Annotated in this window: 16 protein-coding genes; 6 read left to right on the plus strand and 10 right to left on the minus strand. The window is 65.0% G+C overall.

Annotated features, from left to right (window positions below):
* Positions 1-19 precede the first annotated feature (19 nt).
* A complete protein-coding gene (locus tag LMQ14_RS19280) occupies positions 20-1600 on the plus strand; it encodes a phytoene desaturase family protein (RefSeq protein WP_267731120.1) in 1581 nt (526 codons plus the stop codon).
* Between the two features lie 54 nt (positions 1601-1654).
* On the opposite strand, the gene LMQ14_RS19285 is transcribed toward LMQ14_RS19280, so the two are convergent.
* On the minus strand, positions 1655-2413 hold the full coding sequence (locus LMQ14_RS19285) for a hypothetical protein (protein WP_267731121.1): 759 nt from the start codon (positions 2411-2413) through the stop codon (positions 1655-1657).
* A gap of 24 nt (positions 2414-2437) precedes the next feature.
* On the opposite strand from LMQ14_RS19285, the gene LMQ14_RS19290 reads away from it, so the two are divergent.
* The gene (locus LMQ14_RS19290; RefSeq protein WP_267731122.1) at positions 2438-2884 is read left to right on the plus strand and encodes an SRPBCC family protein; all 447 of its coding nucleotides are present in this window, start codon (positions 2438-2440) and stop codon (positions 2882-2884) included.
* Positions 2868-3407 carry a TetR/AcrR family transcriptional regulator gene (locus LMQ14_RS19295; RefSeq protein WP_267731123.1) on the plus strand — a complete coding sequence of 180 codons (540 nt, stop codon included), beginning with the start codon at positions 2868-2870 and terminating at the stop codon, positions 3405-3407. Before LMQ14_RS19290 ends, LMQ14_RS19295 begins: the two co-directional genes overlap by 17 nt.
* 1 nt (position 3408) lies before the next feature.
* Here LMQ14_RS19295 and LMQ14_RS19300 read toward each other — a convergent pair whose 3' ends face one another.
* Positions 3409-3981 (minus strand): TetR/AcrR family transcriptional regulator, encoded by a 573-nt coding sequence (locus LMQ14_RS19300; RefSeq protein WP_267731124.1) that lies wholly within the window; start codon positions 3979-3981, stop codon positions 3409-3411.
* 101 nt (positions 3982-4082) lie between these two features.
* Between LMQ14_RS19300 and LMQ14_RS19305 the strand changes: the two genes are divergently transcribed.
* Positions 4083-5006, plus strand: a complete 924-nt coding sequence (locus LMQ14_RS19305) for an SDR family oxidoreductase (RefSeq protein WP_267731125.1) — start codon at positions 4083-4085, stop codon at positions 5004-5006.
* Between the two features lie 7 nt (positions 5007-5013).
* Here LMQ14_RS19305 and LMQ14_RS19310 read toward each other — a convergent pair whose 3' ends face one another.
* The 7 genes from LMQ14_RS19310 to LMQ14_RS19340 form a co-directional block, all read right to left on the minus strand.
* The gene (locus LMQ14_RS19310) at positions 5014-5472 is read right to left on the minus strand and encodes a universal stress protein (protein ID WP_267731126.1); all 459 of its coding nucleotides are present in this window, start codon (positions 5470-5472) and stop codon (positions 5014-5016) included.
* 95 nt (positions 5473-5567) lie between these two features.
* Positions 5568-7118, minus strand: a complete 1551-nt coding sequence (locus LMQ14_RS19315; protein WP_267735598.1) for a flavin-containing monooxygenase — start codon at positions 7116-7118, stop codon at positions 5568-5570.
* 168 nt (positions 7119-7286) lie between these two features.
* Positions 7287-8024, minus strand: a complete 738-nt coding sequence (locus LMQ14_RS19320) for a TetR/AcrR family transcriptional regulator (RefSeq protein ID WP_420714545.1) — start codon at positions 8022-8024, stop codon at positions 7287-7289.
* 64 nt (positions 8025-8088) lie between these two features.
* Positions 8089-10254, minus strand: coding sequence for a class 1b ribonucleoside-diphosphate reductase subunit alpha (gene nrdE / locus LMQ14_RS19325; RefSeq protein WP_267731128.1), 2166 nt, complete (start codon positions 10252-10254; stop codon positions 8089-8091).
* Complete coding sequence (gene nrdI / locus LMQ14_RS19330) at positions 10224-10676, minus strand: class Ib ribonucleoside-diphosphate reductase assembly flavoprotein NrdI (protein ID WP_267731129.1); 453 nt, start codon at positions 10674-10676, stop codon at positions 10224-10226. The genes nrdE and nrdI overlap by 31 nt, the downstream gene beginning before the upstream one ends.
* A gap of 35 nt (positions 10677-10711) precedes the next feature.
* Positions 10712-10951, minus strand: coding sequence for a redoxin NrdH (locus LMQ14_RS19335; RefSeq protein ID WP_085226080.1), 240 nt, complete (start codon positions 10949-10951; stop codon positions 10712-10714).
* 517 nt (positions 10952-11468) lie between these two features.
* Positions 11469-12065 carry an NADPH-dependent FMN reductase gene (locus tag LMQ14_RS19340; RefSeq protein WP_267731130.1) on the minus strand — a complete coding sequence of 199 codons (597 nt, stop codon included), beginning with the start codon at positions 12063-12065 and terminating at the stop codon, positions 11469-11471.
* Positions 12066-12116: 51 nt separating this feature from the next.
* Between LMQ14_RS19340 and LMQ14_RS19345 the strand changes: the two genes are divergently transcribed.
* Positions 12117-12731 carry a TetR/AcrR family transcriptional regulator gene (locus LMQ14_RS19345; RefSeq protein WP_267731131.1) on the plus strand — a complete coding sequence of 205 codons (615 nt, stop codon included), beginning with the start codon at positions 12117-12119 and terminating at the stop codon, positions 12729-12731.
* A 9-nt stretch (positions 12732-12740) separates the two neighbouring features.
* On the plus strand, positions 12741-13784 hold the full coding sequence (locus LMQ14_RS19350) for a DNA polymerase IV (RefSeq protein ID WP_267731132.1): 1044 nt from the start codon (positions 12741-12743) through the stop codon (positions 13782-13784).
* On the opposite strand, the gene LMQ14_RS19355 is transcribed toward LMQ14_RS19350, so the two are convergent.
* Complete coding sequence (locus LMQ14_RS19355) at positions 13746-14651, minus strand: SDR family oxidoreductase (protein ID WP_267731133.1); 906 nt, start codon at positions 14649-14651, stop codon at positions 13746-13748. The two genes, LMQ14_RS19350 and LMQ14_RS19355, sit on opposite strands and share 39 nt — an antisense overlap.

The following is a 14651-nucleotide window of genomic DNA, read 5'->3' on the forward strand; positions in this document are numbered from 1 at the left end:
TATCACCGGAGGAGTGAGCATGGCTGACTATGACGCGATCATCATCGGAGCAGGTCACAATGGTTTGGTTGCCGCGAATGTGCTGGCCAAGGCCGGCGCGAAAGTGCTTGTCCTAGAACGCGCACACTTCCTCGGCGGCATGGCCGCGACCCGCGAACTCTTCGACGGCTACAAGCACAGTGTCGGCGCCTGGGCCGTGCTGATCTGGCGCCAGGAGATGACCGAACGCCTGGAGCTGACCAAGTGGGGCTTCGAGCTGATGGATCAGTGGACATCGACATGTACCTTCGGCGACGCCGAGGACACCCCGTTCGTGATGTACAACGACCTGGAGCGGATGGGACGCCATCTCCTCGAGGATCACGGAGCCGACGTCGCGACCGGCCTCGGTGGGTTGTTCGCCCACATCGGGCGCTTCGCACCGTATTTCGTCGACTCGGCGTTCGGCCCGCCGCTGGACATCATCGAGGTGATCGCCTCCCAGCCCACGCCGCAGGACCGCCACGACTTCGCCCAAATGTGGTACGGCAGCACGATGGACACGGTCCGCCGCTTCCTGGCGCCCGACCAGGGCCGCTGCATCCAGGGCTCGCTGGCGGCGATGTCGATCGACGCGTTCGACGGCGGCCCGTGGACCCCGGGCTCGAATGCGTCGACGCTGTACCACTACCTGATCGGCGGCGGCAACGTCGAATACATCATGCCGCGCGGTGGCATCGGCTCACTGAGCACCGCGCTGTGCCGGCGCGCCGAGTCGCTGGGCGCCGAGGTGCAGATGAAGCAGCACGTGAAGGAAATCCTGGTCGAGAACGCCCGCGCCACCGGGGTCGAGTTACGCGATGGCACAACGATTTCCGCTGACGTTGTGCTGTCGTCGCTCGACCCGTACACCACCTTCGTGAATCTGGCCGGCGCGCAGAACTTTCCACCGGACTACATCCGCAAGATCAAGGAGATCAACTTCAACCTGGGCTACATTCAGGCCCATCTCACCATTGACCAAGCGCCGCAATGGATCGAGCGCCTGCAGCCCTACCTGCAGGACAACGGGCAATGGTGTCCGACCGTCGCTTATGCACCGTCGCCGGAATACATCAGCGACGCGTGGGAGCAGTACCGCAAGGGCATGCTGCCCGATGCACCTCCCACGTACCTGTACATCCCCAGCATGGTCGACTCGTCGCTGGCGCCCGAAGGCAAGCACAGCGCAACGATTTTCACGCCCTACTTCCCGACCGGGCTGGACGCCGACGAAAACCGAAGCTGGAAAGAGCAATACGCGGACACCTGCGTGAAAATCTTTGACACGTATGCGCCGGGCTTCGCCGACTCCGTCACCAACCGCGTGGTGTTCTCCAACCGCTACTTCGGCAGCACCTTCAGCGCACACGCCGGCGACTACTCGCATGGCCTGCTGCAGCCCAACCAACTGTGGACCGGCCGCGTGGTCGAGGGGGCCGACAAGTTCGCCACCCCGGTCGACGGGCTCTACCTCTGCGGACAGTGCACGCATCCGGGTCCGGGGGTGACAGGCATCCCCGGGTGGAACGGCGCCGAGGCCGCGCTCACGCACCTCAACGCGCGCGTCGCGCAGGCGTAGCACCTCGCGGATCACCGCCGAGGCCGCGACGTGCGCTAAGCGGGTCGGCCTCGATCAGATCTGAGTGATCGTGCAGTCATGGAAACCCCAAAGCTGAATCCTGTCGGCGTCGGTGGTTATCTTGATCTCGACGGGACCGCTCCCACCAGCCGGGACGATGAACGTGAACGTGGTGGGTCTGGCGTTGTCCTCGAAGCTGGCTGCCACGCCCGGCCCTGCGACGTGGTAGTACCCCGGGTAGTGCGGTCCTACGGCAATGCTTGTCGCCCGGCAAGTGACCAGAACCCCTCTCCCCGTCGGCGCATTCGCCAGCGTGAGCCGCAGATACGGCTCAAACTGCGCGTTGCCCGAGAAGGTTCCGACCGAGGCGAATGAATTGCTGCCAGCGGTGTAGTAGGCGACGGTCTCGAAATCGAGCCATGCGACTCCGTCGACCGCAGGCCGGCGCGGGCTCAGCGTGGCGAGGGTCGTGAGCGGGGCAAGATCCAACCCCGGCACCGCGTCGCCCACGGCGTCGAGAATCTCGCGTTGACCGACTGGTACTGCCACCACCGGAACGCGATTCACCTGCATGCCAGGCTGCTTCTCAAGCTCTCGCAGGCGAGCAACCAACGCCTTCGGCAGCGAAGCTGCCACACTCAAGTCCGACATTTCCTGCTCCTCTCGTGACACGTAATCCGTTGTCTCGAAAAGATTTATCGCGCAATCGGAACGCGAGATAGCGTAGTCGGCTACTTCATTCGGGCGATTGCGGCCGGTTGAGCAGGAGTCGGTGATGTGGAATCCGGTGGCCCCGGTCTCTTTGCAGCGCACTCCGCGCGATGTACCATTTGGTACATGTTTAACGAAGACAGCATCGAGATCGATGCCGCGCCACAGTTGGTATGGGATGTCTTCACCGATGTCGAGCACTGGCCCGACTGGACCGCGTCGGTGACATCCCTTGTCGGACTGGACGGACCCGGCCTCGCCGTCGGCAACCGGTTCGCGATCAAGCAGCCCGGCATGCAGAAGCTGGTCTGGCGGGTCACCGAGATCGACCCCGGTTTGTCCTGGACGTGGGTGCAACGCTCCCCCGGCTCGCTGGTGACCGCCCGCCACGACGTCACCGGTCAACCCGACGGCCGCACCCTGGTGCGCCAGCAACTCGACCAAAGCGGTCCGCTCGGAGCGCTCGTCGGGCGGCTGATGGCCAAGAAGACCCAGCGCTTTCTCCAACTGGAAGCCCGAGGACTCAAGGCCCGATCGGAGCAGCTCAGCCGCGTCAGTGGTCCGCACCCCTGACGTTGGCCGGCGCCGACATCTCCTCGACGCGCTGATCGACGAGTTCGCCGACGGCGGCATCGGCGACCGCTCACTGCGCGAGGTAGCCGGCGCCGTCGGCACCAGCCATCGAATGTTGCTGCACCACTTCGGGTCTCGGGAGGAGCTGCTTCTGGCAGTCGTCGAGGAGGTCGAGCACCGCCAGATGGGCCTGCTCTCCGAATTGCCGACGGATCCGGCCGAAGGCTTCGCCGCGATGTGGGCGGATCTACGCCGGCCCGAGCTACGCCGGTTGGAGCGGCTCTTCTTCGAGTGCTACGCGCGCGCCGCCCACGGCGAAAAGCCGTTCGCCCAAATGATTCCCGGCGCAGTCAACGACTGGCTGGGCGCGGTGGTTGCCACCGCGGAAGGGCCGCCAAACCCTGCGATGGTGCGACTCGGGCTGGCCGTCACCCGGGGGCTGCTGCTGGATTTGGTGGCCACCAACGACGACGCCGGGGTGGACGCGGCCGCGAGTGCGTTCGTAAACCTGTTGCGCCGCTGAACTATTTCGCTTTGGGCAACACCGAGATGAGCGTGTCGACGAGTTCCTCGGCATTGGTGTGCCACTTGTCCAAATCCATGTGGCCGCTCAAATCCAAACCCGTGATGCCATGGGCGCTGGTCAACAGCAGCGCCCCATACCGTCGCGCCTGCGCAGGACCCGTAATGCGACCCACGACGTCGAGAAACAGATCCTGCGCGCGTTCGGCCACCCGCATCGCCTCGGTCGGGTCTCCCGCCGGCGGGGTGAACATCAGCCGGTACAGGTGGGGCCGGGTGCGGCCGAGGGTGATCAGCGACAGTAGACCGGAGCGCAACGACTCCTCGGGTGAATCGTCGCCATCGACCAAAGCCTGAAGGAGGTCGCCCAATTCGCTCAACGCGTTCGTGGCCAGGACCGCGAGCAGCGATTCCTTGTCGGCGAAGTGGCGATACGCCGCCGAGTGCGAAACACCGGCCCGAGCGCCCACCTCACGCAGCGTGACCGCTTCGACTCCGCCGAGGTCGAGTAGTACCTCCGCGGCGTCGAGCAGCGAGCGGCGGGTCGCCGCGGCACTCTCCGCTCGTGTCGTCACCCGCCGAGCATAGGCCAGCGTTTCAGTTGACAATGTCAACTCAAGCGCCTAGCTTCAGTTAACAACGTCAACTCAAAGACCCGCCCCGGATGGAGACCATCATGAATTCATCGAATCGCGCCGACCGTCAGGAGCTGATCGTCGTGACCGGCGCGTCTACGGGAATTGGCGCGGCGACGGCTAAAGAGTTGGCGGGCAGAGGTTTTCACGTGCTAGCCGGTGTACGTCGCGACGCCGACGCCGACGCGCTAGTAGCTGACGGGCTTGAGGGGCTAGAACCGGTCATCCTCGACATCACGATGGAATCGGATGTGGCCGCGGTCGCGGACCGCGTCGCGGGCGACCCGCTGCGTCGGCCGCTGCGTGCGCTGATCAACAACGCCGGCATTGCGATCAACGCTCCGGTGGAAACCTTGCCGATTGCCCAGTGGCGCAAGCAGTTCGAGGTCAACCTGTTCGGCCACATCGCGATGACCCAGGCGCTGTTGCCGGCTTTGCTCGTCAGCTCCGGCACCGTCGTGAACATCAGCTCCGTCGGCGGGAAGGTGGTCTTGCCGACGTACGGCGCCTACGCCGGTTCGAAGTTCGCCCTCGAGGCGGTCAGTGATGCGTTGCGGCGTGAGGTCGCCGAGCTCGGCATCAAGGTGGTCGTCGTCGAACCCGGCGCGGTCAAGACCGAGATGGCCGAGCGCGGAATCGCCACCGCGGAGGGACTGTTGGCGGAACTGACCGCCGCCCAACTCGCACGTTACGGCGACCTCGCGGCCGCCGTCACGGCACAGGCCCGATCGTTCGGCGAGATCGGCGTTTCGAGCGAACACGCCGCGAAGGTGATCGCCAAGGCGGCCACCGCGTCTCGCCCGCGGACTCGCTACACGATCGGGCGTGACGCCGCGATGCTGGTGCGGATCAGCCGCGTCGTCTCCGACCGGGTGCTGGACCGGATCGTGCGCCTGAACCTGCGGTCCTTTGCCAAGCAATCAAGCGAACAACCCAGCGCTGCAACGGCTTCGGCCGACGTCTAGCCGATCATCACTCGGCGGTGTGGACGATCAGGACGTCGATCTTGGACCTGCGGGAGACCTCCGAAGGGACTGATCCCAGCAGCCGCCCGGCGACGCTGGCGAGCCCGACGTTGCCGACGACCAGCAGGTCAGCATGGGCCTCCTCGGCCAGCTGCACCAGCGCGTTGATGGGGGCACCGACGACCGACTTCTCCTCCACGCTCTGGGCCCCGGCTTTGCGCGCCCGGATCGCGGCTTCCCGCAGGATCGCGTAGTAGGGGGCCTCGCCCACCGTCCGGTAGTCCTGACCGTGGTCGCTCCCCGGCGGGATGGCGTAACGGCCCTTCTCCTCGGGGACGGGGGGATGCGCCGTCGCGACGATCAGTTTCGCGCCGTTATCCGCGGCAATCGCGGCCGCGCGGTCCACCGCACGTAGCGACGAGTCCGAGCCATCGGTGCCGACCACGACGGTCTGATAGGCGCTCAATTTCCCTCCCAGTGTCCCAGACGAAGGCTGAACTCCCAGACTAGGACGAATTGGTATTGGTGAATAGCCTGGGGTTTCTGCCTACTTGGCGGGGCTCAGCTCTGGACGGCCGCCGCGCGGTTGGCGCGTGAGCCGGTGCGCACGCCGAAGAACTCATACTCGTCGGGCTTGACCGAATGGGTCGCCCGCCAGTACTGCCAGGTGTAGCCGCCCCACAACACGGTGTTCTTGCCGTGCTCGTCGAGGTACCAGCTGCTGCAACCGCCGCTGTTCCACACCGAGCCCTTCAGCTGCTCCTGCAGCTCATCGTTGAACTTGTCCTGCGCCGCACGGGTCGGCGACAGCGCCTGCGCGCCGAATTTGTCGCACTTCTTGATCGCATCGCCGACGTAGCGGATCTGGGACTCGATCATGAACACCACGGAGTTGTGCCCCAGCCCGGTGTTGGGGCCGAGCAGGAAGAACAGGTTGGGCATGTCGGCGACGGTGATCCCCCGATGCGCGCCGATGCCCTCGCGGTTCCACCGGTCGACCAGGTCCTCGCCGTGGCGTCCCTTGATCTGGACGTAGGTGTAGGAGTCGGTGACGTGAAAGCCGGTGCCGTAGACGATCACATCGACCCCTCGCTCGGTGCCGTCGGCCGTCACGATCCCGTCGGGCGTGATCCGGGTGATGCCCTCGGTGATCAGTTCGGTCTTCGGGTCGGCGACCGCGCCGTAATACGTTGACGAGTTCAGGATTCGCTTGCAGCCGATCCGGTAGTTCGGGATCAGCTTGCGGCGCAGCTCGCGGTCCTTGACCGAGCGGCGGATGTTGTATTTGCAGTACACCTCAATGAATTTCAGCAGGTTCGGCCGCTTGGTCATACCGATAGCCAGCGCCTCCTGGCCCCAATAGATCGCCAGCCGCACCAGCGCCCGTAGCCCCGGAACGGTCGCCATGGCGCGGCGCACCGCAACCGGGAGATCCGGGTTCGACCGCGGGACCACCCACGGCGGGGTGCGTTGGTAGAGCTGAAGTTCGCCGACCTGCCCGACGATCTCCGGCACGATCTGGATCGCGCTGGCGCCGGTCCCGATCATCGCGACCCGTTTGCCGGTGAGGTCGACGCTGTGGTCCCACTGGGCGGAATGGAAAGCGGGACCGCGGAATTCGTCCCGCCCGTCGATCTCGGGGACCGACGGGATGTGCAGCGCGCCGGCGCCGGAGATCAGGAACTGGGCGACGTATTCGCGTCCGTCAGTGGTGAACACGTGCCAGCGGTGCTCGTCGTCGTCCCAATGGGCGCGGTCGACCAGCGAATTGAACTCGATGTAGCGGCGTAGCCCGTATTTCTCGGTGACTCCCTTGAGGTAGTCCCAGATCTCGGGTTGGTAGGAGAACGGGTTCTTCCAGTCCGGCTTGGGTTCGAAGGAGAACGAGTACAGGTGTGACGGGATGTCGCATGCGCACCCCGGGTAGCTGTTGTCGCGCCAGGTGCCGCCGATGTCGTCGGCCTTCTCCAGGATCACGAAGTCCACACCCTGCTGCTGCAGCTTGATGCCCATACCGAGGCCGGAGAACCCGGTCCCGATGATCAGCGCGCGGGTATGCACGGGCGTCGGGGCCTCGCGCCCCGGAACTGGGTTTGCTTCGGCTTGTGTCAATGCATCGGTCACGGTGGATCGGTCCTTCTATTGGCCTATCAGCTCGCGCGTTAGCCGGCGCACCTCATGTCTACCTCCGGGTGGCTAACGCAAATACCCAGTACCCAGGGTATCGGATACGACGAGTGTTGCCGATGGCTGTGGCGATGTCAACGCAGTCGCCGCTGCTCAGCTGGCCGCCGGGTTGCTTCGCACGGCGCTGTGCACCGGCTGATCGGGGTCAACCGCGATGCCCAGTGCCTCGGCGGTGCCGACGATGACCCCCATCATGATCGTGGTCAGATGGGCCACGAACTGATCGCGCGGCATGCGCCGCGGGCTGCCGGGTTCGCCCAACCACCACTCGATGGACGACGCGGCCGACCCGAAGGCCGCGTGCGCGGCCAGCTCGAAGGCGGCATGGTCGAGCTTGAAGTCCCGGAGCTCGTTGTCGAACATGTCGGCCATCGTCAAGGTGATCTGACGGCCCTCGTTCAGCGTGCGCACGGTCGACTCGGTGGTCGCTCCGGAGCGCGCCGAGATGAAGACGCGCAGCACGTTGGGATGCTGGTCGACCAGGGTGACGTACTCGTCGACGCTGCGCCGGACGATCTCGCGGGCCGAGTCGTTGGCCAGGTCGATCGACGGGAAGATCGCCGCCCACAGCATGTCGCGCAGCCGCTCGCCGATCGCCTGGAACAGGTCCGACTTGTCGTGGAAGTGGCGGTAGATCTTCGGCTTGGCGGTGCCGGCCTCTTCGGCGATCTCCCGCACACTGAGCTCCGGACCCAGCCGGTCGATCGCCCGGAACGCGGCCTCGACGATTTCGCCGCGCACCTTCTTGCGGTGTTCACGCCAACGCTCGCTGCGCGCGTCGACCTTCGCCCCCGGCTTCACGCTCGGGTGGGGTCTAGCGGGTCGGGGCATTCTCACCACATCAAGCACCATACCGCGCTGTAGCCGCTGACCTGCGCAGACTCGTCGCCAGGCGTCACAGCATGCAGGACACGCAGCCCTCGACCTCGGTTCCTTCCAGGGCCATCTGCCGCAGCCGGATGTAGTACAGCGTCTTGATTCCCTTGCGCCAGGCGTAGATCTGCGCCTTGTTGACGTCGCGGGTGTTGGCGGTGTCCTTGAAGAACAACGTCAGGCTCAGACCCTGGTCCACGTGCTGGGTGGCCGCGGCGTATGTGTCGATGATCTTCTCGTAGCCGATCTCGTACGCGTCCTGGTAGTACTCCAGGTTGTCGTTGGTCAGATACGGCGCCGGGTAATAGACCCGCCCGATCTTGCCTTCCTTGCGGATCTCGATCTTGGACGCGACCGGGTGGATCGAGCTGGTCGAGTGGTTGATGTAGGAGATCGACCCCGTCGGAGGCACGGCCTGCAGGTTCTGGTTGTAGATGCCGTGCTGTTGCACCGACTCCTTGAGGCGCAGCCAATCCTCTTGCGTTGGAATGCGAATCTCGGCCTCGGCGAACAGTTCCCGCACCCGCTCGGTGGCCGGCTCCCACACCTGCTCGGTGTACTTGTCGAAGAACTCGCCCGACTTGTACTTCGAGCGCTCGAAGCCACCGAACGCGTGACCGCGTTCGATCGCAATGCGATTCGATGCCCGCAGCGCGTGATACAGCACGGTGTAGAAGTACATGTTGGTGAAGTCGATGCCCTCTTCGGAGCCGTAGAGAATCCGCTCCCGGGCCAGGTAGCCGTGCAGGTTCATCTGCCCGAGGCCGATGGCGTGAGAGTCGTTGTTGCCCTGCTCGATCGACGGCACCGACCAGATGTGGGTCTGGTCGCTCACCGCGGTCAGCGCCCGGATCGACACCTCGATGGTCTGCGCGAAATCCGGCGAATCCATCGCCTTGGCGATGTTCAGCGAGCCGAGGTTGCACGAAATGTCCTTGCCCACTTTGGCATAGGACAAGTCTTCGTTGAAGATTGACGGCGTGGAGACCTGCAGGATCTCCGAGCACAGGTTCGAGTGGGTGATCTTGCCCTCGATCGGGTTGGCCCGGTTCACCGTGTCCTCGTACATGATGTACGGGTAGCCGGACTCGAACTGCAGCTCGGCCAGCGTCTGGAAGAACTCGCGCGCCTTGATCTTGGTCTTGCGAATGCGCGCGTCATCGACCATCTCGTAGTACTTCTCGGTGATCGAGATGTCGGCGAACGGAACGCCGTAGACCCGCTCGACGTCGTACGGCGAGAACAGATACATGTCCTCGTTGCGCTTGGCCAGCTCGAAGGTGATGTCGGGAATCACCACGCCCAGGCTCAGCGTCTTGATGCGGATCTTCTCGTCGGCGTTTTCGCGCTTGGTGTCCAGGAACCGGTAGATGTCCGGGTGGTGGGCCTGCAAGTAGACCGCGCCGGCACCTTGGCGTGCGCCCAGCTGATTGGCATAGGAGAACGAGTCCTCGAGCAGCTTCATGATCGGGATGACGCCCGAGCTCTGGTTCTCGATGTTCTTGATCGGCGCACCGTGCTCGCGAATGTTGCTCAGCAACAACGCGACTCCCCCGCCGCGCTTGGACAGCTGCAGCGCAGAGTTGATCGAGCGCCCGATCGACTCCATGTTGTCCTCGATGCGCAGCAGAAAGCAGCTCACCGGCTCGCCGCGCTGCTTCTTGCCCGAGTTCAGGAACGTCGGGGTGGCCGGCTGGAACCGGCCGTCGATGATCTCGTCGACGAGCTTCTCGGCCAGCGTGGTGTCACCGGAGGCCAGCGTCAGCGCCACCATGACGACGCGGTCCTCGAAGCGCTCGAGGTAGCGCTTACCGTCGAACGTCTTCAGCGTGTACGAGGTGTAGTACTTGAAGGCCCCGAGGAAGGTCGGGAACCGGAACTTCTTGGCGTAGGCCCGGTCCAGCAGCGTCTTGACGAAGTTGCGGCTGTACTGGTCGAGCACCTCGCGCTCGTAGTAGTTCTCCTTGATCAGGTAGTCGAGCTTCTCGTCCTGATTGTGGAAGAAGACCGTGTTCTGGTTGACGTGCTGCAGGAAGTACTGATGCGCGGCCTCGCGGTCCTTGTCGAACTGAATCTTGCCGTCGGCGTCGTACAGATTCAGCATCGCGTTGAGCGCGTGGTAGTCGGTCTCCCCCGGCAGCGCGTGGGCTCCGGTGGTTACAGGCTCTGCAGTGACGGTTGGTGGCACGTCTGGTCCTTCCAGAAATCTTCCAAGCCCGCGCGAACGGCGTCCACGTCGTCCGGGGTACCCATCAGTTCGAAGCGGTAGAGGTAGGGCACGCCACATTTGCGGGAAACCACGTTGCCCGCATAGGCGAATTCGGCACCGAAGTTGTTGTTGCCCGCGGCGATGACGCCGCGGATCAACGACCTGTTGTGCTCGTTGTTCAAAAAGGCGATGACCTGCTTGGGGACATAGCCACCGTTGTTGATGTCCGGCGTGGCCTTACCGCCGCCGTACGTGGGCAATATCAATACGTACGGTTCGTCGACCTCGATGCGGCCGTGCAGCGGGATTCGCGTGGCAGCAACACCCAGCTTCTGAACGAAGCGGTGGGTGTTCTCCGACACCGACGAAAAATAGACCAGGTTGCGCTGCGTGCTATCCATGGCACCGCAACCTCCTTACTTGCTCATCTACTACGTCAGGCGCTGAGCGCGGCTCCGGCGAGCGCCTTGATGCGATCGGGCCGGAAGCCCGACCAGTGGTCGTTTCCTGCCACCACGACGGGGGCCTGCAGATAGCCCAACGCCATCACGTAGTCACGCGCCTCGGTGTCCAAGCTGATGTCGACCTTTTCGTAGGCCAGACCCTGCTTGTCGAGCGCCTTGTAGGTGGCGCTGCACTGCACACATGCCGGCTTGGTGTACACGGTGATGCTCATTGAAGCCGCTCCTCTGTGGGGAAGGAAGGTCGGAAAATTTGCTATGGACTGGCAACTGCTTGGGGCACTACATCGCCGCTATGTTCAGCGATCCGTCAAGCTCCCAGATTCCCGTCCTGCGGCCCTCGGTTCGAAGCCCTTGCTTCGACGTGTTCGAGCCGATTCCGGGAGGTTCACTGGGCCGTGCTGGCTTGGCGAACCTGGGATCTGCCGGCCTTCGAAACACTACACCTAGTGGCTGACAAGATCTGCAGATACAAGATGTTCTGAATAACAATTCTGAAATTCCCTGGTCGTAAGCCATGTCACACCGACACGCCCCGGCGTGTCGCAGATCACAAACCCCGCCTGGGACGCCCATGGGTAGAGGTATAGCACCGGCCACCGACAACGAGCCCGCCGTCCGCACAGCTACCCGCCGCTAGCAAAGCCGCCAGCACGAGCTGGCGGCTTTAGCTATTCACTTCCTCGAACGCTGCTGGTCACCGGGCGGGCGGCTTGTTGGATACCGCCAAATTCAGCCGACTTCGGCCGTGAGCTTGCCAACCGCGTCACGCACATTGGCCACCAGCTCGGCATGCTCGGCGGCCGGCTTGCCCTCCAACGTTGCGAACGGCACCGACAGTTTGATGCCCTCGATCACCCGCGCGCCGGCGATGCCGAACGACTTGCGGGTGTCGTCGTGCGCCCAGACGCCGCCGTACCGGCCGAACGCCCCACCAATGACGGCCAGCGGCTTGTCTTTCAGCGCACCGTCGCCGAACGGGCGCGACAGCCAGTCGATGGCGTTCTTGACGACCGCCGGATAGCTGCCGTTGTACTCGGGCGTCACCACCAGGGCCGCATCCGCCTCGGCCGCCGCGGCGCGTAACGCAACCACCGGCGCGAGCGCTGCGGCCTCGGCATTCATCGAGTCGTCGATCTCCTCGTTGTAGAACGGGAGGTCGCCCAGCCCCTCGAACACGGTCACCGTGACATCGTCGTCAGCCACGTCAACCGCCAGGTCGGCGATTTGACGATTTATTGATGCCGCGCGCAGGCTTCCTACCAACGCGAGGACTTTGATTTCCGCCACTGTTTCGTTCCCTTCGGTTGATGGTCTACATCTTCGCATGAGTTAAGCGGACTATAGTCCGTTTTATTCCGGCCGCGTTAAAGTGCAGTGATGAGCGGTGTCGAGAGGTTGGGCGAATTGCCCGTGTCAGCTCGACGCGAGCTGCCCCAGGAGCGGGGTGACGCGGCGCGCAACCGGGAGCTGTTGCTGCAGGCAGCACGGCGCCTGGTCGCCAAGCGCGGCGCGGACGGGGTCACGATGGACGACGTCGCGGCGGCCGCCGGAGTCGGCAAGGGCACGCTGTTCCGCCGGTTCGGCAGTCGGGCCGGCCTGATGATGGTGCTGCTCGACGAGGACGAACGCGCCAGCCAGCAGGCCTTCCTGTTCGGCCCGCCGCCGCTGGGACCCGACGCGCCGCCGATGGATCGACTGGTGGCATTCGGCCGCGACCGCCTGTGCTTCGTGCACACCCACCACGCGCTGCTGTCGGCCGCCAAGGGCGACCCGCTTACCCGGCACGTCGGGGCCGCGGCGGTGCAGCGCACCCATGTGCGGGTGCTGTTGCAGGCGGCCGACACCAGCGGCGATCTCGATGTGCAGACCGACGCGCTGCTGGCCCTGCTCGACGCGGATTACGTTGAGCACCAACTGAATTACGGCGGCCACACCCTCGAGAGCCTGGGCGATGCCTGGGAGAGCCTGGCGCGCAAGCTGTGTGGGCGGTGACCTGACCGGATGGCCTCGCCGACGACGAGCTGGGTCCTGCATGTCGATCTCGACCAGTTTCTGGCCTCGGTCGAGCTGCGCCGTCATCCCGAGCTGGCCGGGTTGCCCGTCATCGTCGGCGGCAGCGGCGATCCCTCCGAACCGCGCAAGGTCGTCACCTGCGCCTCGTACCAGGCCCGCGAGTTCGGGGTACACGCGGGCATGCCGTTGCGCACCGCGGCTCGGCGCTGCCCGGATGCCACGTTCTTGCCGTCGGATCCGGCCGCCTACGACGCGGCGTCCGATCAGGTGATGGGGTTGCTGCGCGACCTGGGGCACCCGGTCGAGGTATGGGGCTGGGACGAGGCCTACGTGTCGGTGACGGCGGCCGATCCCACCGAGGTCGCCGAACAGATTCGTACGGTTGTCTTTTCGGAAACCGGGCTATCTTGTTCGGTCGGCATCAGCGACAACAAGCAGCGGGCGAAAGTGGCCACCGGCTTCGGGAAACCGGGCGGCGTTTTTACGCTCACCGACGCCAACTGGATGGACGTGATGGCCGATCGTCCAGTCGACGCGCTGTGGGGCGTGGGCCCCAAGACAGCGAAAAAGCTTGCAGCGCTTGATATCACGACGGTACGAGAACTGGCCCATAGTGATACCGAGCTGCTGACGTCCACCTTCGGACCACGTACCGGCCTGTGGCTGCTGCTGCTCGCCAAGGGGGGCGGCGACGCGGAGGTCAGCGCCGAGCCGTGGGTCCCGCGCTCGCGCAGCCACGTCGTCACGTTTCCGCGCGACCTCACCGACCGATCCGAAATGGACTCGGCGGTAACAGAATTGGCCAGGCGGGCCCTCGATGAGATCGTGGCGGCGGGACGCATCGTCACCCGGGTGGCGGTCACCGTGCGCACCGCTACGTTCTACACCCGCACCAAGATTCGCAAGCTGCCCGTGCCGACCACCGATGCCGACGTCATCGTCGCAGCAGCGCGCAACGTCCTGGATTTGTTCGAACTCGACCGTCCGGTCCGGTTACTCGGGGTGCGACTCGAATTGGTCATGCCGGCCTAGTTGCGCCGGACCGGGCCGAAGCGCCCGGGTGAAGATGACGTTCACCTGGCGCATCGCCACGCTGTAGGGCCACCACGCCAGCCGCTTGAAGGCGTACAGCGCCCGGATGTCCTGCGAGGTGTAGATCAGGTATCTGTTCTTCGCCACCCCGGCCAGGATCTTCTCGGCGGCCCTTTCCGGCGACACCGCATGCCCGCTGAACCGGTCGATCCACCGGCTGACCTTGGGGTCGTCGCGGTCGACGCCCGCGATCTCGACCGTGTCGACCAGCGGCGTCTTCACCGCCCCGGGCACCACGACGGAGACCCCGATGCGATGCCGGGCCAGGTCGAAGCGCAGCACCTCGGACAGGCCGCGTAATCCGTACTTGCTGGCGCTGTAGGCGGCGTGCCACGGCAGCGCGACCAGCCCGGCCGCCGACGACACATTGACCACACGCCCACCGCGGCGGGCCGCCACCATCTGCGGCACGAACGTCTCGATGACGTGGATCGGACCCATCAGGTTGATCGCGACCATCTTGGTCCACTGCTCGTGGCTGAGCCGGTCGACGGTCCCCCAGGCCGACACTCCCGCGATGTTCATCACGACGTCCATGCTCGGATGCGCGGCGTGGACGTCGGCGGCGAACGCCGCGACCTGGTCGTAGTCGGCGATATCCAGCACCCGGTGCGCCGGCACCTGTGCGCCCAGCGCGCGGGCGTCGGCCACGGTCTGGGCCAGCCCGTCGGCGTCGCGATCCGTCAGGAACAACTCGGCCCCGTGCGCCGCCAGCCGCAACGCGGTGGCCCGGCCGATGCCGCTGGCCGCGCCGGTGATCAGACTGCGCTTCCCCGCGAAATACCGCGCGGGTCCCCTCTGCGCCAT

Source organism: Mycobacterium sp. Aquia_213 (genome assembly GCF_026625985.1).
Lineage (GTDB): Bacteria > Actinomycetota > Actinomycetes > Mycobacteriales > Mycobacteriaceae > Mycobacterium.

What these genes read in the sequence shown, in the direction of transcription:
- LMQ14_RS19280 (WP_267731120.1), top strand. Translation starts at nt 20, where the DNA reads ATGGCTGACTATGACGCGATCATCATCGGAGCAGGTCACAATGGTTTG.
- LMQ14_RS19290 (WP_267731122.1), top strand. Translation starts at nt 2,438, where the DNA reads ATGTTTAACGAAGACAGCATCGAGATCGATGCCGCGCCACAGTTGGTA.
- LMQ14_RS19305 (WP_267731125.1), top strand. Translation starts at nt 4,083, where the DNA reads ATGAATTCATCGAATCGCGCCGACCGTCAGGAGCTGATCGTCGTGACC.
- LMQ14_RS19320 (WP_420714545.1), bottom strand. Translation starts at nt 8,024, where the DNA reads ATGCCCCGACCCGCTAGACCCCACCCGAGCGTGAAGCCGGGGGCGAAG.
- nrdI (WP_267731129.1), bottom strand. Translation starts at nt 10,676, where the DNA reads ATGGATAGCACGCAGCGCAACCTGGTCTATTTTTCGTCGGTGTCGGAG.
- LMQ14_RS19335 (WP_085226080.1), bottom strand. Translation starts at nt 10,951, where the DNA reads ATGAGCATCACCGTGTACACCAAGCCGGCATGTGTGCAGTGCAGCGCC.
- LMQ14_RS19340 (WP_267731130.1), bottom strand. Translation starts at nt 12,065, where the DNA reads ATGCGAAGATGTAGACCATCAACCGAAGGGAACGAAACAGTGGCGGAA.
- LMQ14_RS19345 (WP_267731131.1), top strand. Translation starts at nt 12,117, where the DNA reads ATGAGCGGTGTCGAGAGGTTGGGCGAATTGCCCGTGTCAGCTCGACGC.
- LMQ14_RS19350 (WP_267731132.1), top strand. Translation starts at nt 12,741, where the DNA reads ATGGCCTCGCCGACGACGAGCTGGGTCCTGCATGTCGATCTCGACCAG.
- LMQ14_RS19355 (WP_267731133.1), bottom strand. Translation starts at nt 14,651, where the DNA reads ATGGCGCAGAGGGGACCCGCGCGGTATTTCGCGGGGAAGCGCAGTCTG.